Source organism: Shewanella septentrionalis (assembly GCF_025370265.1).
Lineage (GTDB): Bacteria > Pseudomonadota > Gammaproteobacteria > Enterobacterales > Shewanellaceae > Shewanella > Shewanella hafniensis.
In genome coordinates this window covers 1-20,188 of record NZ_JAMTCC010000024.1, presented here as the reverse complement: position 1 = coordinate 20,188, position 20,188 = coordinate 1, and the positions used below count along the sequence as shown (strand labels likewise).

The window sequence follows — 20,188 nt, the reverse complement described above, 5'->3', positions numbered from 1 at the left end:
TCGATTTATTTGTTGACTGGATGTGATCCAAAGCGGAGACGTGTCCCATTAAATCTTTAACATGACATTGCTTTTACATTCTAAAAAGGTGATGTTAATGAAAACAGCTAAATATATTGGTTTTGGTCTTATTTTAATTTGTTCAAATCAGGTTTTATCTGAGCCACTAGATTTCTATGGAAGACTATGGCTTGGTGTTGCGAACTCGAACAACGGTCTTTCTGGTAATGAAAAAGTTGATGGGGTTTCCCTTGAAAACTATGCATCATATTTAGGTGTTAAAGGTGAGTATGGTGTGTATGAGAATTTTAGCCTGTTATATAAATTTGAAGCAGGGATAGAAAGTTTTGACAATGATGACTCCAACATTTTTAAACCTAGAAACTCTTACTTAGGTTTTAAAACTAGCTATGGTTCGGCTGTTTTCGGAAGAAATGATACCGTTTTTAAAAGTGCTGAAGGGAAAGTGGATTTATTTAACATTACCTCAAGCGATATGAATATGCTCATTGCAGGCAACGATAGACTTGGTGATTCGGTAACATTAAAAAGTGCCAAAGTTGCAGGTATGACTATGGGTGTTAGTTATGTTTTTGATAAGGATTTCAATAAAAAGAATCCTGAACTATCTGACAAACAGAACAATTATGCAGTTAGCTTATCCCTCGGCGACGCATCACTTAAAAGTAATAATCATTACATCTCAATAGCCTATGCAGATGGTTTAAATCAGCTAGAGGCAACAAGACTGGTTGGTGGTGTTGCTATTTCATCAGTAAAATTGGGAGCCATGTACCAGCATTCAGAGTCTAGTGTTTATGATAATATTAAAGGGAATTCCTATCTATTAAGTTTGAACGTTCCTATTGATAAATATGATATAAAGCTTCAATATTTAAAAGATGATGCAGGGCTTGGTAAAATCACAAAAAATGCTGGAGCAGATCTAAAAACACTAAAAGAGAGTGATGCTAATCAATATTCTCTAGGTGTAGATTTCAAGGCTCAGAAGGATTTAACTTTTGGAGTAGGCATATCCTATTTTGATGGTTATTACACGGATGCAAAAGGGCATACTAAGTTTGATGACACTCTAATGTCTGTATCCACAAAATATCTATTTTAACCTATCCAAAGAAAGCGGCCATTTTGGCCGCCTTATGAAAATTAGACATTCATCATGTTAATTATTCATCAATTCAAACTATTATACTGCTTGTAAACTGACTTCCCCCTCGCGGAGCATATGATGCGGATAACATTAAGACAATTGATGATCTTTAAAACCATACATTCTGAGAAACAGATCTCAAAAGCGGCAAAAGTGCTTCATATGTCAACACCGGCAGTAAGTATGGCGCTTAAAGAATTAGAGAGTTCTTTAGGCTGTAGATTATTTGAGCGCATCTCAGGTGGTTTAGTGGTTAATGCGCACGGGGAAATAATATTACCTTATGCTAATGAAATGCTATCTAAAGGAAAAGAATTAGAAAATATATTTTCATTCCCTGAGCATGGTATTAAAGGGACATTAACTATCGGGAGCAGTAAGACTGCTGGTAACTATGTATTATCTAAAAAAATTCCATTATTTAAGAAGCAATATCCCGATGTAAAAATAAAACTAGTCATTGATAATAGTTTAGTGATTGAAAAAATGGTTTCAGAAAGAGAACTAGACTTAGGCTTTATTGATGCTAAACCCGCGAGTAAAAATCTCATTTGTGAGCATTGGTTACAAGATAATCTTTGCATTGTGAGTGGTGTAACTCATCCTGCTGCGAATGGTTTAAATACAAAATCTTGGCTTAGTGAACAATTGTGGATATTCGACCATGAATCATCGTTCTCTCGAATTCGTGCAATTCAGTTATTAAAAAGCTTAAATATTCACGTTCGCGATGAAATCTGCATGTCAACAATTGGTGCAATTAAAAGAGCAATTGGAACGGGTATAGGCTTGAGCGTGCTACCTCTGCTAGCAATTGATGCCGAATTAGCACGAAAAGACCTTATCTTGTTACCGATTGATGGATGGGATTACAAAAGAAATTATTGGTCAATTCAGCGTGAAGGGGAAGAATTATCTGCATTAAGCATGAACTTCTTAGCCTTTAGCAAGCTACTGTAAAATAGCACATGCAAACAACTCTCCCACGGTGAATTAAAGTGATTTCGTCAGATCTTGAAATAGGACTTTTTTTAGGATTTTTACTATGCGGTTTATTTTACACGCATACATCCTCAATAAATTTTTTTAAGCATTTTTATCGAATTTTTCCTTTAATGCTAATGTGTTATGCCCTACCTGCCATTTTTAGTTCGCTACATTTTATAGATGCGAGTAATAGTCAGCTTAGCGAAATGGCAAAAACACATTTAATGCCCGGTTGTTTATTTTTGTTAATTTTAGGAACTGATTTTTTTGCTCTAAGTTTAGTAGGAAAAAAACTTCTCGGCATGTATGTACTAGGTGCTGTCAGCATCTGTATTGGCGGCCCATTAAGCCTATGGTTAGGTTCTATATTCTTCCCATACGAACTCGTTTGGCAGGGAGACAACGCGGCATGGAAAGGCATGTCAACACTGATGGCAAACTGGCTTGGAGGAACCGCGAATCAATTGGCAATAAAAGAAATACACGATGTTGGTGATGCCGTATTTGCAGTAATGATGGCAATTAATATTCTTTTCTCCAGCTTATGGATGGTCATATTACTTTTCATTGCTGAACGCCAAGATAAAATCGATGAATACCTAAAAGCAAATAAAGCCTATAAACCAATATTTCCTAATGACATCAAGAGTAAGCCATTAGATAAGCAAACAACCTATTATTGGATAATGATATTGAGCTGTACTTTTTTAACTGTGATTTTTTTTAGTGAAAATTTATCGTCTTTCCTTGCTAACAGCATCGCTAACAGCTTCCCATACTTGTTTAAATATAATCTCACCTCTGATTTTTTTTGGTCTGTACTAATTGTTACTTTTTTAGGGTTATCATTTTCACTGACAAATGCAAGGCATGTCTTAGTCAAAGAAACTCGGCATATAGCTCTTTTTATTATCTATATAATGATAATGCTAATGGGATTAAACTTTGATATTAGCGCTCTAAGTGTCGCACCCTATTATGTCTGTATTGGTCTTATATGGTTCGCTATACACATAGTCATCCTATTTACTTTTACTGTACTTCTCCGCTTACCTATTATGTACTTAGCAATCGCGAGCCAATGTAATATTGGTGGTGCTGCATCAGCACCGGTTATCGCCAGTGCTTTTCATCCAAGATTGGCTTCCGCAGCTCTATTGATGGCAGTTTGGGGTTATACTTGGGCTTCATTGTTGGCGTGGTATTTTGGTTTTTTAATGCAGTTTATTCAACCATAAGATGGGAACAAAAAATGTGTCCAACTAATTTTTTACTCCCAATAAATGCCACTCCTGAATCTTCTAAGCACTACCCAAAGCTTTCAGCAAATTTCTATTTAACTATACAACTTATCCATTACCCCACCCCTACCAATCAAACCTCGGGATGATTCAGCACTGGAATAAAGCCGTAGCTACGCGCAGCCTGCCCATATTTGTTATGTTTTTTCATGATTCAAGCTAGTACACTTTACCATGCATATACCTAAGTCTTTTGGCATGCTTAATAAGAACTTTAAAATCGCATAAAAATAAAAAGCCTGCAAACTATTAAGTTTGCAGGCTTTTTAACTCTTATAAAAAGAGGAATTTGGTCGGTATGAGAGGATTCGAACCTCCGACCCCTGACACCCCATGACAGTGAACCGTTTAATCATAACCTGCTAAATTTAAACATAAATCATGTAATTTTGCACGTTTTAATTACCCTAATAATTTATGTGCATTTACATGCAAATGCGAAATGTGCAGCCTGTGTATTCAATAGCTTACACTGTATTTGACCGTACAATTTGCACTATTTTTAGCACAAGCAAATCTAATCTACTTTTTTAAACGAATATTTCATGCTGAAAATATGAACAGCGAACGAATTATTTGCAGGCATACCTAGCCTGATGACTTTATTCAGGCCAACGTCTCACCAACTTTATCTAAGAGCATAATAAAGTTTGATCAAAAATTAGATTGCTATGAAGAGCCGCAACACACTAGTTTGATAAATTATTCGTAAAAGAAGCCATTACTTCTGAGTTGAATTTGGGCACAAGTATAAAGTCTACTGAAACAGAGCTTTGTTGATTTCAATCACCGTTAACCCTCAACACCATTTGTACAAGACAGCGCACTACATGCAGCACAACTCATATGATCACGATAATGTTGGTCGAAGAACTTAATCGTTCTGGCCTCTAAAGAATCATATAATTCTGGGGTTAAGGGCATTTTCCACTTATATTGCCCCATCAATTTAGCCAAATGTCGGTAACAGGTTTCGCGACGATTAGAAAGGTATTCTGGCGCGATAAGCTGGCTCTCAAATTGAGTTAACGCCCCGGTTAAATAAAAGGTGATGCCCTGTACTAACTCCTTTACCTGTAATGGTGTCGCCTCTAATTCCCCTTTTTCTACTGCTAGATTGAGCGAGTCAGTAAACCAGCCCCAGAACGCATTGATGCGCTTTTTAAAGCGTTCGACTTTTTCATCACTAGCAAGTTGCCATACCATGGTATTAACAGAAACAGAACGTAACGTTGCAAAGCTTTTGCTGCGTTTTATCGTTTCAAAGGTAAATAGAATTGGCAACAATACTCGTTCTTTAGCCGTTAATTCAGGATTTTTATTAATAAAAATTGGCAAGTGATTAGAGGTTGCACTTCTTAGGAACAGACAAACTAAAACGTCTTCTTTACGTTCAAAAAATTTGTACAAGGTGCCAGTAGAACAACCGACTTCTTTGGCCAGTTGAGAAAACTTAAAAGAGACGATGCCTTGCGACTCAATCAACAGCTCAGCTGCATCCAGTATTTGATTGCACCTTAAAATAGATAGTGTGTCAGAAGGACATTTCATGCACTAAACCCGAATAAAACGCTAAGTAAGCGTGAATTATGCGTTGTTAACTTATGCCTGTTATAGGGTAAGGATGACTAATCGGGATGAAGCTCACGCAAGTGAGCATTTTATTTATGTTCTTTGTGAGTTACCTCAAGCATACATTGCAACAACAAGTTTTTTTCATAGATTAAAATCCCTTCACTTACATTTTTGTTGCAAAAAACTTTCATTTTCAAAAAAGATTATTCTAGACATAACTCACGAATAAGTTTGCCACTCCAAAAAAGCCGTGACTTAGTTCACCTTTAGCCTGCCCCATAGCCTCTATCTTGCTTGCATACTGAAGTAGAGGGTGAACAACATGCATAATAGAAGAAACTTTTTAAAACTGGGTGCAGGTGCAGCTATTGGCGGTATTGCAGCCGCACTGCCAAGTGCAGCATCAGCTAACGAGTGCGCATCAAACATAAAATGGGATGAAACACGCGATGTTATCGTCGTGGGTTCAGGTTTCGCGGGTTTATCTGCTTCACTCAATTCTAAACGCCAAGGTCTTGGTTCCGTACTTGTACTGGAAAAAATGCAAGTCATTGGCGGTAACTCTGCGATTAATGGCGGTTGGCTAGCCATTCCCAAAAATCCAATCCAATTAGCCCAAGGCATTCAAGATGATTCGCCAGAGGAACTGGTTAAAGATCAGATCATTTCTGGCCGCGGTATGCAAAATACTGACATGTTGCGCCAAATGGCTAATCGCGCACTGGATGCCTATGACCTGTGTATTAATGCAGGAGTAAAGTTTCGCGAAGGATTTAATCAGCAAGTGGGTGGCCATAATAAAGCACGAGCGATTCGTACCCAACACGGTGTGGGCGGCGATATCACCACTAAACTTTATGAAATGGGTAAAAAAGAAGGAGTTGAATATCGTCTGCAACACTATGTTGAAGATTTCATCATGGATGGTCAGGAAATTATCGGCCTCAAAGTTCGCCAAAATTATCGTTTCCCCGATCTCAAAACTGGCAAAACAATCTATATCAAAGCTAACAAGGCCGTTATCCTTGCCCACGGTGGTTTTTCTCGAAATTTAAAACTGCGTGAGCTGGTTGATCCATCGCTTGATAAGACACTCGATTGCACCAATGCGCTAGGAGCGACTGGAGAAGTCACCCTTACAGCCATGGCACACGGTGCACTGCCTATACATATGAGCTTTATTCAAACTGGCCACTGGGGTTCGCCTGATGAAGGCGGCTTCGGTTGGTCAAATGCGTTACTATCGATTGGTTTCCATAAGGGCATTTCCGTCAATGTTCTTGATGGTAAACGGTTTATGAATGAACGTGCCGACAGAAAAACCTGCTCTGACGCCATAATGAAAAACCGTAATGCAGATGGTTCCCCCGCTTATCCTGTCGTGTTTTTTAATCATGATGACCATGTTGGCGATGAACGCGTCACCCGTGCCGTGCGTGACCAAATTGCCTGGAAAGTCGATAGCCTTGAGCAATTAGCTAAGCAGTTTAATATCCCACTAAATGATTTAAAACAAACCGTTACGGAGTACAACCAACAAGTGCCTAAAGGTGTTGATCCACTCTTTGGCCGCATGATGGATACGGCTGTACAGCTGAAACCGCCCTTTATCGTCTCGCGGATCTGGCCAAAAGTGCATTACTGCATGGGAGGATTAAAAACCGATTTAGGTGCCCGTGTTATGCACAGTCAATCGTTAACGACAATTAAGAAACTGTATGCAGTTGGTGAAGCGACCGGTGGTACACATGGTGGAACACGTTTAAGTTCAACGGCATGCCTAGAGTGCTTGACGATGGGAATTATCGTATCTGAAACCATCAAATCTGACATGCAGGCTTAAATATTATGAATAAATTACTACTCACACTCCTTATTGGATTCGTATTTGCTGGCAATGTAAACGCCGGAGAGCTGGTCAAAATGAAAGGCAGCACTCAAGGCCGAGTAAATCATGAGTCTCTCTATCAAGAAGGCTGTAAAAGCTGTCACCAAGGTTCAGGTAAGCAAAATGCTACCGACGCTGCATGCGTTGAGTGTCACGGTGACATAACCAGTATCCCCGTTGACGAGAAAAAGCTACCGATCCCAGAGGCTCATCCGCACAAATCGTTGCACTACAACGAAGGTGCAAGCTGCTTAGCCTGCCACGCTGAACACGAAAAAAAGGCCCCCGTTTGTGCTGAATGCCACCGTACTTGGTTCAAAGAAATGTAAATTAATTATTAAAATTCAAATACTAAAATAAAAGGTAACGATGATGAAACAATCCACTCGGTTTATGCTGTCCATGGTTGCAACTGCAATCGCCATGTCGAGTTCAGCCGCTTTTGCTGCAGAACAACAAGAAGATGGTATTAACGTTGGCGGTGCAGTGCGTGTTAACTATGGTTATAAAGATTATGACCAAGCCTCAAAAGACAAAGGCGGCGATTTTAATTTTGATATGGCCGCAATTAAATTTGATGGTAAAAAAGGCGACTTCGGTTTAGCCGCAGAATACCGTTTTACTTCAGGCACTAACTATATCAAGTACGGTTATGGTTACTACAACATTGATCCAGACTGGCAACTGCAATTTGGTATCAACAAGGTACCCTTTGGTAATCGCGAGTTTATTTCTAACAGTTGGTGGTTTGGTCTACCTTACTACTTAGGTTTTGAGGATGATCATGATATCGGTCTTAAAGCCACTTACGAAAAAAATGGCTGGCATACTGATTTAGCCTTTTACAAAAATGCTGAATATGGTGCGACCGAGAACAAGCGTTATTCGACCGATTTGTATACCGGTACCATCAATGGCACTGAGTATCACAATGAAGAGACTAACCAGTTAAACGTGCGCCAAACTTATACAACAGAATACGAAGGCGGCTCGACTACCTTTGGTGGCTCTGTGCAGTATGGCCAAATCTACAACAGCGAGACGGGCAACAATGGCGATCGCTATGCCGTAGCATTGCATTTAGACAGCAGTTACAAAGGCTGGAATTTACAAATGCAAGCCATGCAATATGAATACGATGCTGCAGATGCTATCGACTCCAATAAAATTGGGGTGTCAGTAGTAAGCTGGCAGTATGAAATTGCCTCTAAGGGCCAAGCCTATAACATCAACATTGCCAAAACCGTAAACACAGATTGGGGTAGCATTAAGTTCTACAACGACTTTGGTTTAATGACGCCAGATGTTGATGATGATAGCTACGATAACAGTATGCAAAACGTCACTGGTATGGCGATTTCTGCAGGCCCTACCTACACAATGATCGACTTTGTTATGGGTAAAAATATGACCTTCTCTACCGCCAATAACGACCATGTTGGATTACCTGAAGTCGGTAATGATTGGGATAAACGCATTAACATCAACTTTGGCTATTATTTCTAACTCTCCATTCTAACTCTTGTTTGTAATAATCAAGTCGATCAGGACGTTCCTGCCGTTTTGATCGACCGTTCTTTTTATGCCCTATTTATTAGGGCATTTTTTATTTTTCAATGTGATTTAGCCAACCATGAAGCAACACACTTTACTCGCCTTATCCCTATTTTTTATTCCGTTTTCACCACTCTATGGAACAGAGTTACAAATGGGGGGATTTATTAAGGCAAACGCACGTTATGTTGAAGGTAATCTGAAGTTTCAAGACAGTTGGACAGGTGGAGGTTCTTTCGCTGATAACACTAAACGTACTCAATTCAGTGCGCAAGAAAGTCGCGTAAATATGACGATCACCTCAAATGAAGTTCAAGCCTTTGCTGAAATCGACTTTGTTGGCTCGGCGCAGGGGAATCCGATCATCTCCAATTCCTACAGCCCCCGCCTAAGGCACGCATTTATATCCTACCAAGGCGTAACGGCTGGGCAAACTTGGTCCACCTTAGTCAATACCAGCACCTTTGCTGAAACGGCCGATTTAGGCGGGCCATTAGTTGGTCAAGCCATGATAAGACAAGCGCTGGTACGTTATGACACAACCCATTGGCAGTTTGCCCTAGAAAACCCCTACACCTACGGAACTCAAGCACCAGAACAAGCAAGTGCACAAACTAAATTCGCCACAGCACTCACGTCAACAGAACCGCTATGGATTGATACCAACCATGATTATCTGCCAGACATGATCGTTCGTTACAACCAATCGGGTGACTGGGGTAATGTGTCGATATCAGGTTTACTAAGATATTTAGACTCCGCCGATACAGCCCAATGGGGTGGTGGTACATCAATAGCGGCAAAAATACATTCCATAGGGAAAGATGATCTTCGTATTCAATTGCACTATGGTCATTTAGGGCGCTATGTAGGAACCGATGCAGCTAGAGATATCACAGATGGGCAATTAGAAAATTCTTTATCCGTCATGTTCGCCTATAGGCACTTTTGGACCCAACACACACGTTCAAGTATCTTTTATGGGCACACATCCACAAAAGTAGAACAAACAGATCGCAGTCATTTTGGGGTTAACTTATTCACCAATTTAACCCAATCACTCACTTTAGGCGCTGAAATAGGTCGTTATCAAATGCAAGACAATATCACTTCTCTTGTGCCCACAGTATCCCAGCCAAGGACAACTCAGGGAGCCTCCAACTATGCACAAGTCAGTCTGCAATTCCATTTCTAATGCTAGGGTCGCAGATAAGATTATTCGCGAGCAGAGTCACGAATAAGTTTGCCACTGAAAACATGACGTGATCCATTTCACCTTTGCGATAGACCAATCTCTTTATTGTTAGTGACAGAACAATAATACCAACACAATACCGCCATTTTAAAAATTAAGACAATAGGATAGATAATGATGAAATTAAAAATGCTTTTTGGAATCGCCGCATTTGCATCAACGGCAGCTATGGCGCAAGGCCCACAATGTAACCATGCACAACTTCCATACCAACAAATGACACCGGTGCCAGCGGACAGTACTCCTTATGTCCCACAAGATACTATGCCTGAGCAATGTCGTAACCCAGAAATTGAAGCTTATATTACTGATTGGGAAGCAGGCAAAATCGATTTTAATACCATTAAACCCAACGACAGCATCGCCGCGGATCAACGTTTCTGTAAAACCTTGGATGATAATGGCAATGTCCTAGAAGCAAAAAACTGCGACCCTAAAAACTCTCCCGTTGGCTATATTTGGAAAGAATTGTCTGACAGCCCAGTTGTTATCGGTATTACTAATGGTGGCAAGTCAGATCATGAGCCGCACTTTCATGGCCAACCTGAGTGTTATTACGTCGTAAATGGCACAAGTAAAACATTAGCAAACAATAAATTTGAAACCCTAGCTAAAGGTCAATACTTCTACATACCTGGGGCTCATATCCACAACACGCCAATTTTAAACAAAGAGGGTTTAGGCGTGTTCTATTGGTATCCGAATAATGCTCATTTTGATGGTTTTAAATACTATTGGCGCAAAGATGTGAAAAACTTGAGAGTGGCTGAAGAAGCCTTTGATCGTGTTGATGCCATTCGTAAACGTGATCTTAACCTAGGCCCATACGGTACAAACGAAGCATTCTTTAAAAAATAAGCCAAATTGAAATAAACCACCTTCCTAAGAAGGTGGTTTAGCCCTCTTTGCTCCACTTATATCGCCACTACCTCATCCTGCGAAGTAAAAAATGGAGATATAACATTGGCGCATAAAGCAAAGATCAAAGGATCACAAAATCGATCTGTTGAAGTTGGTATATCCGAGCACACCTTTTTTTTTAACTTCTGAGAAAATTAGAGTAATAAGCAAATAAAATCAACGCCATATATAGCGTTCAAAATTATGAACGTCCCTTAAAAGCCCGCTAATAAAACAACAACCAAGCCCTCTAAAATCCTCATATGTAGTGAAGCACTGCGCGTCACTGCCCCCGCAATCAACCGCGCCAGAAGGACCCGTGATGATAATGGTTCGCATCCACATCGAGTTGATAGTGATTCTCGTCACCATAAGGTGTCGCGTTCGGCTTCAATCAAACCGTGAGCATCGGCGAGGCACAAAATCCGCCCATCTGAAAATCTAAATTCATCATAATTGCACATGATCATCGCTCCATTCCTATACATGCAGGATGACTAATATAGGTAAAGAGAACGAGCCTGGCACTCGGCTAAAGTAAGCCTAGGCCTAGACAGCTACTGTTCACCTAAAACCGTCTAAAACCTTGGCTTTTAGCCTCTTCACCCCATCGCCAACAATTAACATTAAAGAAACAAATGCACGCTATTGCATCCTCCACTAGGGTTGATGCAATGACTCGTCTGTAGCCCTACTGCTGCATGGGCTAGAGTGCTCCCAACTTTTTGAGGCTATCTAGGGATTATCTAGGCCGCATCGAAAAACGGTTGAACCATATTGGTGCAACACACTGAATAACACCCATTGAATTGAAACATATCAATAACAATTCGAGTTGAGGCAGCATGAGCCTAAAAACGCGTTCAATCACTCAGAAACAGTGTGCAGATCATCCCACTTTGCCTGCTTTTAATGACCAAAAACGGCGAGCGGATAGCACCCAAGCAGGATGAGGCAACGACCGAAACCGTGAGCCGAATAGAAGGATCCATTTGGGCGCCATCAATTCACCCAAAACAGCCAAAAACCTCGCATTTTGCCCAACTCTTCACGCCCTCAGGCGTTAACACAAAAGCAACAAAAGCGAGTCGTTGCATCCTCCTGTAGGGTTGATGCAACGATATGCCTGTAGTCTTACTGCCACATGGGTTTGAGTGCTCCTAACTTTTTGAGGCTATCTAGGGATTATCTAGGCCGCATCGAAACACTAGCGAACCATAATGGTGTAATACCTCTATCGAAATACAACATTTAAGAAACAAACTAGGCTGAGAAAACGTGCGCTATTCTCACTCGCCACCGTCACACGGCACGTCTATATCTGTCCTATCCATCCCTTATCTGAACAAACGATTTGCCGGCGTGAGATTAGCGGACACACCTGCCGGTAAACACAGAAGGATCATAGGACCACAACACTCTTAGGAACCGGCCATCATCGACCACCGGCATTAGCGTATTACTGCCCACAACTATGATGTACATTGGGATTAGGTAACAGGTCTGCAGGTGAAGATAGTGCGGTCCAATAGCACGTCGAACCAAACGAACTACTGGCAATGAGGCGTTACCTGATCGGGTAAAAAGTCTACAGGTGAAGAGAGCAGTCTAAGAATAAGTAAAACTGAACGCACAATTGAACTAGATTAGTCTAGACTTAACTTATCAATATTCAAATCACGATGACGTTAGATCCGACAGGTTGCTTTAAATCACTTCTGTCCCGAAGTGAGTCGTGTGGTGGTCGCAGTTCACAATGGCGGGATTCTATACGTGAATCACTCTAGGTAAGTCTGACTCACTGAAACAATCTCACTTAGAGTAATTCATGGGAAAAATTTGGAGTTAAAGTACATTATGATTGGGGGCACACTCATAAGAAATATATGGTAAAGCAATAACGTCTCACACTAATCAATGTTTAATCGCTTCAGTTGGCAATCATACTGCTACAAATATGAGTGTTCTCCTTATTTACGAAGCTATGATTTAAGCCGTAGGACAAAGTTGCGCTTTTAGCTCACCTTCACTAGTAAAGCCGCGATATCCCTTCACTAACTCCCCGTTTGCATTTAATAAAAGTAAGATCGGAGTCGCAGGTATACCTCCCATTTCTTTGAGTAATTTAGGCGGTGCGCGGTAGGCTTCAAAGGGAAAATCAAGCCGAAATAAAGCGCGCTTTAGTGTTAAGTTATCACCATTAACGCCCAAGGCGACGGGGTGAATAGATTGACTGCAATCTTTATGTATTTTTTTGAGCACCACAGATTGTTTGATACACCAAGGGCATTCAGGCTCAAAAAACATGATTGCAGTCGGTTGGCCTTCAAGATGCGAGAGGTTGGTCAGTTTTTGGCTTCGCAGGGCTTGAAACTGATAGTCGCGAGTAAGCTGCGCCGCCTGTAGAGGCATAGCGCAGCAAACTAAAACTAATACGATTTGACGTAACATCAGAAGGTTAACTTCATGCCTGCGTAGATTTCTCTCCCACGCAGCGGACCGTAGATATAGCCTACGTCAAAGGCACCTTCAGCATCGTAAAACAGCGGTGTTTCTTCATCGCCAGCTTGAGTGTAATCAAATAAATTACTGACACCACTATAAAGAGACATATATTCGTTTATCTCATAGCTAACACGTAAGTCGAGGGTGAGGTAAGCAGGCGCATCAGTGGTCTTTTTAGAATCGAGATCGACTTGACCATTAGCATCTAAGCGGTTGTAACCATCGTAGCCATATTCAGATAAATCACGACTACCTACCCAGACAAGATTAGCGAAGAACTCCCAGTCGTTTACATCCCAATCTAAAGAGAGTGTTACCCTTTCCTCAATTGGGGCAACGGCATACGATGATTTGAATACTGAGTCATAATCGAAATGTTCAGCCGTTAGACTTAATGTCATATCCTCGGTTAAGCGGTAACCAAATGTGATATCACTGGTGATTACTGTTGCTTTTTCGTCGAGCTGAGTCAGCAATGGAATACCATGGTCATTAGTCGTTAATGCCGCAAGATGCTCCACTTCTGTCCATGCGATAGAGGCTGTAGAGGTGAGTTTCTCACCCTCATAACTTAACGCATAACTGGCTGAGTTAGAGCGTTCCAGTTCATCAATATCTATATTAAAACCAAGGGAACCGTCTAATATGCCATGATCGGTCTCAAAGAAGGAAAGCGGGGCTCGATAACCTCGCCCAGCTGAGACGCGTGATGTCCATTCATCATTGTGGCGCAGGCGTATATCAAGCCGTGGGGATAGAATAGATTCATCGAGTTCGGTACCCGGTTTTTTAGGATCGGTAAAATCGGCGGTGATCGTATCGTAACGAAGGGCCATGGCGACTTCGAGAGCGTCAGTTGCTTGCCACGTATCCTGTAGATAAATGCCCTTCACATCATAATCAAAGGAGTCAGATGCATAATCTGGATTCGCACTGCCAGTTCTAGAATGAGAGCGCATTTCCTCTGTGCGTAAATCGGCACCAAAGGTAAGTAGTTGGTTTTCGCTTAGTAGGTAGTTAAAACGAGCATCAAAGAACCACATTTTGTCTTCAGCGGTATAGTCAAATCCTTCATAGAATGAATCTTGTTTATGTTCTGCATAGCTTGTAGCCAAATGCATATTCCAGTCATTACTAAATTCTTTAAGCCAAGCTAATGAGGCCTCGTTACGCTCAGTTTTGATCCATTCGGTGGTTTCCCATGTTTTGCCAGTAAACGGTTTGCGAACATCGCCATCTTCAAACAGTTGTTGAGGCTCGCTAAATTGATCGTCAAAACCGGACAATACATTACCAATGCTTGATGCTGTGCCATCAGCAAAGGTACTCCCTAACATAGGTCCCCCAAAAATCTCTGATTGAATATTGGCAAGACGTAGCACGAGATTGTCGGTATCTGTGACATCCTGCGACACTCTGGCAGTCAGGCTGCGGTTCTCCTGCAGTGGTGCTTCGTTGACCTTGTTATTATCGGCATCAAACTGATCCCTATCATCATATTGAGCTACTAAAGTGGCACGGGTACTGCCATCCTCACTTACCCCCTTTCCTAGAAAACCCAGTTTTCGGTAACCATTTTCACCCGCTGATACATCGAGTTCTGCGCCGTTTTCCGTAGGTTCGTAACTGATAATATTTATGGTACCGCCAATAGCCTCAGGGGCAATTAATGACGCGCCCGCACCTCTGGCGACTTCAATACGTTCTATCCCTGTGGTAGGGATAGCATCTACGGCATAGTAGCCCGAGATCATGGTATGCACAGGTAAACCATCGACTAAAATCGTAGTTTGCTCCCCTTTCATGCCGTTAAGCATAATGCGTTTAACGCCACACATTGAGCATTCGTTAGAAACCTTGACGCCTGGCGAATTATCTATAGCTTCTGATAAATTAACAGCGTTTTTGTTTTCAATCGTGGTTGCGTTAATGACCTCAGTTTTCATTATCGTATTGGCTAGTGTTCCCGCTTGTTCTAGCCGCTGCCTTACTCCGATAACACTCATACGTTCAATATTTGCTGTTTCAGCGCTATCAACTTCTTCAGCGACCACCAGTTGTGGGCTGAGTAGCATGGCTAAAATGGTGGCCAGATAAGTAGGTTTCACTCTCGTTTCTCCGTAAAATAGAAAGTGGTGCCACAATACATTAATGAGAATGATTATTATTTGATTCGCATCATACTTTTAACATCCGTTTAAAATTTGTATTAACGAGATGATAAATATTGAGGGTGCTAGGACTCTGGAATAAATCGAAAAAAACTAACATTTTGAATTATATTGGTCGATTGTGAGCTTGAGTGATGTTGCATCACTCAAAACTCATTTCATTTATAACTCGCCTAACATCGATCTTTCGGGATCTTCAGATGTGAGAAAAAGTCACAGATGAGACATTTAAAAGCATTCTATGTATTTCATATTACGGCAGAGTCATCGAGTTACAGTAAGGCAGCAGAAAGACTTCATATCACTCACGGAGCAGTGAGTAAGCAAATTAAATTGCTAGAGAGCCATTTGTCGCAGTTACTGTTTTACAAACAAGGTTGTAGTGGGTTAGTGAATTTGATCTGCTATTTGTAGGCGACTAGTGTGGTTTGGAGTAGAAAAATTTATCTGAAAAAGAAGGCTCTCCATCTCGTAGTAACTCGGAAGTGTCCCAAAGTGTGGTGTCGAGTGGAGCTTGAGCGCTTGGAACTCACACAAGACAGCTCAAAATCTCGCAATTCCTCTTAGCTTTTCGAGCGGAAAAATTAACACAAAAGCATCAAAAAAATGCCGTTGCATACTCTTTTAAGGTTGCTGTTGCATGGATTTGAGTGCTCCCAACTTTTTAAGGAGATCTTGGGATTATCTAGGCCGCATGAACGAAGCTTCGAACCAAACTGAAGTATTACGGTTATTGCTGAGTAACTTATTAATAACAACATCATACCAAGATAATTTGGGTATACCCCTCACCGACGAGGTGTTAATGCGTAATCATTAGCAAAGCCAGTAAAAAATGGCTTTCACCACTTGCTCACGGTTTCATTGCAAATAATGGCTAAACCATTGATATGTTTGGCTACTAACTCCAATATTCAACTAAACTCTCCTTGTTGTTTATAACGCCGCGCGCATGGGCCCGAGTTTACGAGCGTCCCACGATTGGCGGCGTAATGATGTAACTTGTTAGCTATAGCTTTTCTTACATGAGACCAGTGATTAGGCTAGTGGCACAATTGAATTACCACTACCAAAAGACCATTCATCTGCTTGAGTGGTATTTATAACGACCATAACGTCCTCAGGTCTTATACCTATTAGGGTATTAAGCCGCTCCACAAGATTCATATAAAAAGCCTGTTTGACTTTTGTGCTTCGCAAGCGACCCGCCGTAATGCAAATAAGTACATAGTTTTCTGAGCGAGGCCCTCCCATGTAATTCCTATCAAAAATTAACTCATAAGGCTCATGTTGATGGATTACCTGAAAGCGATCATCTAATGGCACTTCGAAAGAATAGACTAAAGACTGATGGATGCCGTCAGATAGATTTTTTATATACTCGGGGTCTTTACCCTTAAGAAGTGAAATGCGGACATATGGCATAATGATTCCTTATTCAGTAATAGTTAAATTTTCTATTAATTTAAAGCGGATGCTACCGCAGCCAACCAGCATAAAACGCTAAATGAGTGGTCGCCTCAACAAGCTCTTCTTTTGTTAAACCGTTATTGAGTGCGCGCATTAGGTTAAAAGGTAATTGCTCCAAACGGTACATTTAAATTAGAGCGACTATGGTAATTAAACTGCGGTCCCGTTTTGATAGTTCCACTCTTTCCCATGCATCGGCAAAAAGCCCATCATCACTTAATTGCGAGAATTTTGGGGCAATAGAGCCAAAGATTTTTAGGCTAGTTAATTGCTCATTAGATGTTTTCTTGTCACTCATACATAACCTTTCAAACCAAGTGAGTTATTGGGTAGCTAACGCTCCGTTCACCGGCTCGTCCGGTGCAACGGTTTGTTAAGCATGTTCACCAAGGGGCCCTTTCTGCTCCGCCCAATTTAAAAGCGCATCCAAAGCAGGACACAGAGCCTGCCCCCATTCAGTTAGCCGATATTCAACCTTAGGTGGCACCTGAGGATATACTGTGCGATGCACAATCCCGTCCGTCTCCAGCTTTCTCAACTGCTGGGCAAGCATCTTTTGCGAGATGCCAGGGATAAGCTTCTCGAAATCAGAATACCGTTGCACTTTTCCGTCAAACAAATGGAAAAGGATAATCAGTTTCCAACGCCCATCTAGTAATTTAATTGCTTCAAGCGCTTCAGCCGCTGCACTAGCAGGCGTATAAATCTTTCTCATAGGTATGTGACTTACTTTTTGGTGCGTTCTTGATTATTTGTAATCGTAAGCAGAAACTTCCTGTTAAACAATATTGCACCGGAGAATCATAAATGAAAATTCAGTTAGCTGAATCCCTCGACAATTATTTTAATATCAGCAATGGCATAGAGACTGCTCGGGTAAATGATTGTTTCACACAGAGCGCGACTGTACATGATGAGGGTGGCACTTATCAGGGTCTCGCGGCTATTGAGTCGTGGTTACAAGAAACTCGGAAAAAGTACCAATTCAACTCAAAGCCTATAAGTATTGCCAAAAATGGTCACCAAGAAATCGTAGTTGCAGAAGTCAGCGGCAATTTTACAGGCAGCCCAATACAACTGAAATATGTCTTTGTACTTAACGACGGAAAAATTCAATCACTGGAGATCTCATAATGGTTATGGATTTAGATCTAAAAGACAAAAAAGTGTTGGTGACTGCCGGTACGAAAGGAATAGGTAATGCTGTTGTGAAGCTGTTTAGAGACAGTGGCGCGAACGTACTTGCGACAGCTCGAACCCGTCCAGCCTCATTTCCCGAAGAGCTATTTGTCGCCGCAGATCTTACAACAACACAAGGGTGTAATACTGTTGTTGATGCCGTCAATAAACGTCTCGGCGGCACAGACGTAATTGTCCATGTTTTGGGCGGTTCTTCTGCACCTGCAGGTGGTTTTGCGGCGCTTAGCGAAGACGTATGGCAACATGAGTTAAATCTCAATCTTTTTCCCGCAGTTCGTTTAGACCGCTTATTGTTACCCGCCATGCTGGAGCAAGGGGAAGGTGTTATTATTCATGTTACGTCCATTCAACATACACTTCCTTTACCAGAGTCAACCACGGCCTATGCTGCCGCTAAAGCAGCACTGTCAACATATAGCAAAAGTTTGTCTAAAGAAGTCTCACCAAAAGGCGTTCGGGTTGTCCGCGTGTCGCCAGGATGGGTTGAAACAGAGGCATCTGTGGCCTTAGCCGAACGGCTTGCCCAGCAAGCAGACACCGATTACGAGGGCGGCAAGCAAATCATTATGGAATCACTTGGTGGCATTCCGCTTGGGCGACCGTCAAAACCTGAGGAAGTAGCAAATCTAATCGCTTTTCTTGCATCTCCACGCGCGGCATCTATTACTGGTGCAGAGTTTGTAATTGACGGAGGAACTGTGCCTACAGCTTAACATTTTACTAGTGCTGCATGTGCGCTTTCAAAACCTATTAACTAATTTGGGGAAAGTATGTTCAAATGATTTTTAAGAATGTTGTTAATGTTAGGCTGACAAAACGCGTAAATTAATGAGTTTAAAAACACTCAAAACCCATTCGGTTTTAATACGGCTGTAAACCTATCCAGTTTCAAACAATCAAATAATCAAATAATGCGCTAAATGCAAGGTTAATAGATGAGATTTTTAGGCAACTCATCCGTCAATTTGCGATTGACCAAAGGTGTTCTAACAAGTTTTACGGCAAATACGCGTTAGCCTTTAGCCAGCGCAAAATGGCGGGATTTAATAAAAGAACCAGACTAGGCAAGTCTGACTCACGTTGTATCAATTCAAATCATAAATCGTGCAGTTCAACACCTTGGTATTGAGCTGAATGCGCATGCTGATCAGGCGGCAGAACAGCTTTGCCGCAGTGATATTTTACTTGTCTCTGCCATAAGTGCTTGCTGATACTGGTATCGATCCATTTTAATTATTAGCTGGAGCAACTGATGTGATTCCCAAAATGGGGAGCTGTGAACAATCGTAGGCATTACCTATCAAGGTAACAGAACTTAAAAAACTAAAATGCTCATAAAGGTACACAGTATCAGCATTCAATTGGTGGGCTTTGATACGCATTTCATTTAATGTACCCCAAACCATATCTTTATCGCTATGAAGCCAATAGTCATAAAAATGCCCCTGTGAACCAATAATCGTTCCTTTGTGTGTACAAGAGTTAACGGCCAAAGGATTATCCCATAATATTTTAACATGCAAAGATTCATCGGTTGGGAAAGTGATACAACCACTTAGATTCACAATCATGAATCCAAACATGCACAACAAGCGGAAAATATTCAAGCTAAGCCTCATAAGGAGTAGAAGTTCATATCATCAAAAAATTTATTTTCGCCCCATGACTTTAATTCCCGCTTTACTGCGGTTTGAATTGCCATAGACTTCAATTTTCTTTACACAACGTCGCGAGCCAAGCGATTTCCATTTACTGGATTTGTCTTTCCCAATATCAGTGTCAAAGTTGATAGTACGAGTTTTTTCATCACCATAAGTGACCACTACACGTTCGATAAACACATCACGCTCTGCTTTAATACTAATTTCTTTTGCTTGTCTGCATATGATTAATGGGATAGTTGCTGCATGTTCACCTATGCCAAGCAAAATGTTGCGACCTAACGTAATATCATCCCTATCGTCATTTTTAGCACAAGCTAAAGATGTACTAAGCATGAGCATTGTAGCCATGATTAATTGAAATACTTTAACTGATGAAAAATAATTTGATGCTGACATTTTACCCCCCCCAAAAAAAAGAGGCGTACTATAGTCGTCGAAGTCATATATAAATAGCATTTAACTTTGTTTAATAGGCATTTGTCACATTTTTCCCTCTAGCTATCTCGCTTATATTTTATATTAAATACATATCCATTCATCTCTATAA

The 20,188-nt window shown here is 41.1% G+C and carries 19 protein-coding genes and 1 pseudogene; 11 read left to right on the top strand and 9 right to left on the bottom strand.

Features of this window, described 5'->3' with window-relative positions:
- The first annotated feature begins 97 nt into the window (after positions 1–97).
- From NE536_RS14425 to NE536_RS14415, 3 genes are all read left to right on the top strand, one after another.
- Entirely contained in the window at positions 98–1,126 is a 1,029-nt protein-coding gene (locus NE536_RS14425) for a porin (RefSeq protein WP_261273115.1), read from the top strand.
- Between the two features lie 147 nt (positions 1,127–1,273).
- Positions 1,274–2,131 (top strand): LysR family transcriptional regulator, encoded by an 858-nt coding sequence (locus NE536_RS14420; RefSeq protein WP_261273114.1) that lies wholly within the window; start codon positions 1,274–1,276, stop codon positions 2,129–2,131.
- Positions 2,132–2,169: 38 nt separating this feature from the next.
- On the top strand, positions 2,170–3,396 hold the full coding sequence (locus NE536_RS14415; protein WP_261273113.1) for a DUF819 family protein: 1,227 nt from the start codon (positions 2,170–2,172) through the stop codon (positions 3,394–3,396).
- A gap of 855 nt (positions 3,397–4,251) precedes the next feature.
- Here the strand turns inward: NE536_RS14415 and NE536_RS14410 are convergent.
- Positions 4,252–5,010, bottom strand: a complete 759-nt coding sequence (locus NE536_RS14410) for a TetR/AcrR family transcriptional regulator (RefSeq protein WP_259520258.1) — start codon at positions 5,008–5,010, stop codon at positions 4,252–4,254.
- A 346-nt stretch (positions 5,011–5,356) separates the two neighbouring features.
- On the opposite strand from NE536_RS14410, the gene NE536_RS14405 reads away from it, so the two are divergent.
- From NE536_RS14405 to NE536_RS14385, 5 genes are all read left to right on the top strand, one after another.
- Positions 5,357–6,877, top strand: coding sequence for a flavocytochrome c (locus tag NE536_RS14405; protein ID WP_261273112.1), 1,521 nt, complete (start codon positions 5,357–5,359; stop codon positions 6,875–6,877).
- 5 nt (positions 6,878–6,882) lie between these two features.
- Positions 6,883–7,251, top strand: a complete 369-nt coding sequence (locus tag NE536_RS14400) for a cytochrome c3 family protein (RefSeq protein ID WP_012089430.1) — start codon at positions 6,883–6,885, stop codon at positions 7,249–7,251.
- A gap of 40 nt (positions 7,252–7,291) precedes the next feature.
- Positions 7,292–8,428 (top strand): hypothetical protein, encoded by a 1,137-nt coding sequence (locus tag NE536_RS14395; protein ID WP_261273111.1) that lies wholly within the window; start codon positions 7,292–7,294, stop codon positions 8,426–8,428.
- Between the two features lie 127 nt (positions 8,429–8,555).
- Positions 8,556–9,671 carry a hypothetical protein gene (locus NE536_RS14390; protein ID WP_261273110.1) on the top strand — a complete coding sequence of 372 codons (1,116 nt, stop codon included), beginning with the start codon at positions 8,556–8,558 and terminating at the stop codon, positions 9,669–9,671.
- A gap of 174 nt (positions 9,672–9,845) precedes the next feature.
- Positions 9,846–10,589, top strand: a complete 744-nt coding sequence (locus NE536_RS14385) for a cupin domain-containing protein (protein WP_261273109.1) — start codon at positions 9,846–9,848, stop codon at positions 10,587–10,589.
- A gap of 2,031 nt (positions 10,590–12,620) precedes the next feature.
- Here NE536_RS14385 and NE536_RS14380 read toward each other — a convergent pair.
- Positions 12,621–13,082, bottom strand: coding sequence for a TlpA family protein disulfide reductase (locus NE536_RS14380; protein WP_261273108.1), 462 nt, complete (start codon positions 13,080–13,082; stop codon positions 12,621–12,623).
- On the bottom strand, positions 13,082–15,244 hold the full coding sequence (locus NE536_RS14375) for a TonB-dependent receptor plug domain-containing protein (protein ID WP_261273107.1): 2,163 nt from the start codon (positions 15,242–15,244) through the stop codon (positions 13,082–13,084). The genes NE536_RS14380 and NE536_RS14375 overlap by 1 nt, the downstream gene beginning before the upstream one ends.
- Positions 15,245–15,526: 282 nt before the next feature.
- Between NE536_RS14375 and NE536_RS14370 the strand changes: the two are divergent.
- Positions 15,527–15,685 (top strand): annotated as a pseudogene (locus NE536_RS14370) (helix-turn-helix domain-containing protein); the annotation flags it as partial.
- 660 nt (positions 15,686–16,345) lie between these two features.
- Here the strand turns inward: NE536_RS14370 and NE536_RS14365 are convergent.
- From NE536_RS14365 to NE536_RS14350, 4 genes are all read right to left on the bottom strand, one after another.
- Positions 16,346–16,732 carry a tautomerase family protein gene (locus NE536_RS14365; RefSeq protein ID WP_261273105.1) on the bottom strand — a complete coding sequence of 129 codons (387 nt, stop codon included), beginning with the start codon at positions 16,730–16,732 and terminating at the stop codon, positions 16,346–16,348.
- 52 nt (positions 16,733–16,784) lie between these two features.
- A complete protein-coding gene (locus NE536_RS14360; protein WP_261273138.1) occupies positions 16,785–16,871 on the bottom strand; it encodes a carboxymuconolactone decarboxylase family protein in 87 nt (28 codons plus the stop codon).
- A gap of 33 nt (positions 16,872–16,904) precedes the next feature.
- On the bottom strand, positions 16,905–17,075 hold the full coding sequence (locus NE536_RS14355; RefSeq protein WP_261273104.1) for a carboxymuconolactone decarboxylase family protein: 171 nt from the start codon (positions 17,073–17,075) through the stop codon (positions 16,905–16,907).
- Positions 17,076–17,150: 75 nt separating this feature from the next.
- Complete coding sequence (locus NE536_RS14350) at positions 17,151–17,492, bottom strand: winged helix-turn-helix transcriptional regulator (protein WP_261273103.1); 342 nt, start codon at positions 17,490–17,492, stop codon at positions 17,151–17,153.
- Between the two features lie 92 nt (positions 17,493–17,584).
- Between NE536_RS14350 and NE536_RS14345 the strand changes: the two genes are divergently transcribed.
- Both NE536_RS14345 and NE536_RS14340 read left to right on the top strand, forming a co-directional pair.
- Positions 17,585–17,911: a nuclear transport factor 2 family protein gene (locus NE536_RS14345; RefSeq protein ID WP_261273102.1), complete on the top strand. Its 327-nt coding sequence runs from the start codon at positions 17,585–17,587 to the stop codon at positions 17,909–17,911.
- On the top strand, positions 17,911–18,690 hold the full coding sequence (locus NE536_RS14340) for an SDR family oxidoreductase (protein WP_342455084.1): 780 nt from the start codon (positions 17,911–17,913) through the stop codon (positions 18,688–18,690). Before NE536_RS14345 ends, NE536_RS14340 begins: the two co-directional genes overlap by 1 nt.
- A 516-nt stretch (positions 18,691–19,206) precedes the next feature.
- Here the strand turns inward: NE536_RS14340 and NE536_RS14335 are convergent.
- Positions 19,207–19,584, bottom strand: coding sequence for a DUF4156 domain-containing protein (locus NE536_RS14335; RefSeq protein ID WP_425347535.1), 378 nt, complete (start codon positions 19,582–19,584; stop codon positions 19,207–19,209).
- Positions 19,585–19,626: 42 nt separating this feature from the next.
- Positions 19,627–20,037, bottom strand: a complete 411-nt coding sequence (locus NE536_RS14330) for a DUF2541 family protein (protein WP_261273101.1) — start codon at positions 20,035–20,037, stop codon at positions 19,627–19,629.
- Between the last annotated feature and the right edge of the window lie 151 nt (positions 20,038–20,188).

Excerpts from the sequence above, each read along its gene's own strand:
- NE536_RS14380 (WP_261273108.1), bottom strand. The coding sequence starts at position 13,082 with ATGTTACGTCAAATCGTATTAGTTTTAGTTTGCTGCGCTATGCCTCTA.
- NE536_RS14350 (WP_261273103.1), bottom strand. The coding sequence starts at position 17,492 with ATGAGAAAGATTTATACGCCTGCTAGTGCAGCGGCTGAAGCGCTTGAA.
- NE536_RS14355 (WP_261273104.1), bottom strand. The coding sequence starts at position 17,075 with ATGAGTGACAAGAAAACATCTAATGAGCAATTAACTAGCCTAAAAATC.
- NE536_RS14425 (WP_261273115.1), top strand. The coding sequence starts at position 98 with ATGAAAACAGCTAAATATATTGGTTTTGGTCTTATTTTAATTTGTTCA.
- NE536_RS14345 (WP_261273102.1), top strand. The coding sequence starts at position 17,585 with ATGAAAATTCAGTTAGCTGAATCCCTCGACAATTATTTTAATATCAGC.
- NE536_RS14405 (WP_261273112.1), top strand. The coding sequence starts at position 5,357 with ATGCATAATAGAAGAAACTTTTTAAAACTGGGTGCAGGTGCAGCTATT.
- NE536_RS14395 (WP_261273111.1), top strand. The coding sequence starts at position 7,292 with ATGATGAAACAATCCACTCGGTTTATGCTGTCCATGGTTGCAACTGCA.
- NE536_RS14340 (WP_342455084.1), top strand. The coding sequence starts at position 17,911 with ATGGTTATGGATTTAGATCTAAAAGACAAAAAAGTGTTGGTGACTGCC.
- NE536_RS14390 (WP_261273110.1), top strand. The coding sequence starts at position 8,556 with ATGAAGCAACACACTTTACTCGCCTTATCCCTATTTTTTATTCCGTTT.
- NE536_RS14400 (WP_012089430.1), top strand. The coding sequence starts at position 6,883 with ATGAATAAATTACTACTCACACTCCTTATTGGATTCGTATTTGCTGGC.
- NE536_RS14360 (WP_261273138.1), bottom strand. The coding sequence starts at position 16,871 with ATGCGCGCACTCAATAACGGTTTAACAAAAGAAGAGCTTGTTGAGGCG.
- NE536_RS14365 (WP_261273105.1), bottom strand. The coding sequence starts at position 16,732 with ATGCCATATGTCCGCATTTCACTTCTTAAGGGTAAAGACCCCGAGTAT.
- NE536_RS14385 (WP_261273109.1), top strand. The coding sequence starts at position 9,846 with ATGATGAAATTAAAAATGCTTTTTGGAATCGCCGCATTTGCATCAACG.
- NE536_RS14410 (WP_259520258.1), bottom strand. The coding sequence starts at position 5,010 with ATGAAATGTCCTTCTGACACACTATCTATTTTAAGGTGCAATCAAATA.
- NE536_RS14330 (WP_261273101.1), bottom strand. The coding sequence starts at position 20,037 with ATGTCAGCATCAAATTATTTTTCATCAGTTAAAGTATTTCAATTAATC.
- NE536_RS14420 (WP_261273114.1), top strand. The coding sequence starts at position 1,274 with ATGATCTTTAAAACCATACATTCTGAGAAACAGATCTCAAAAGCGGCA.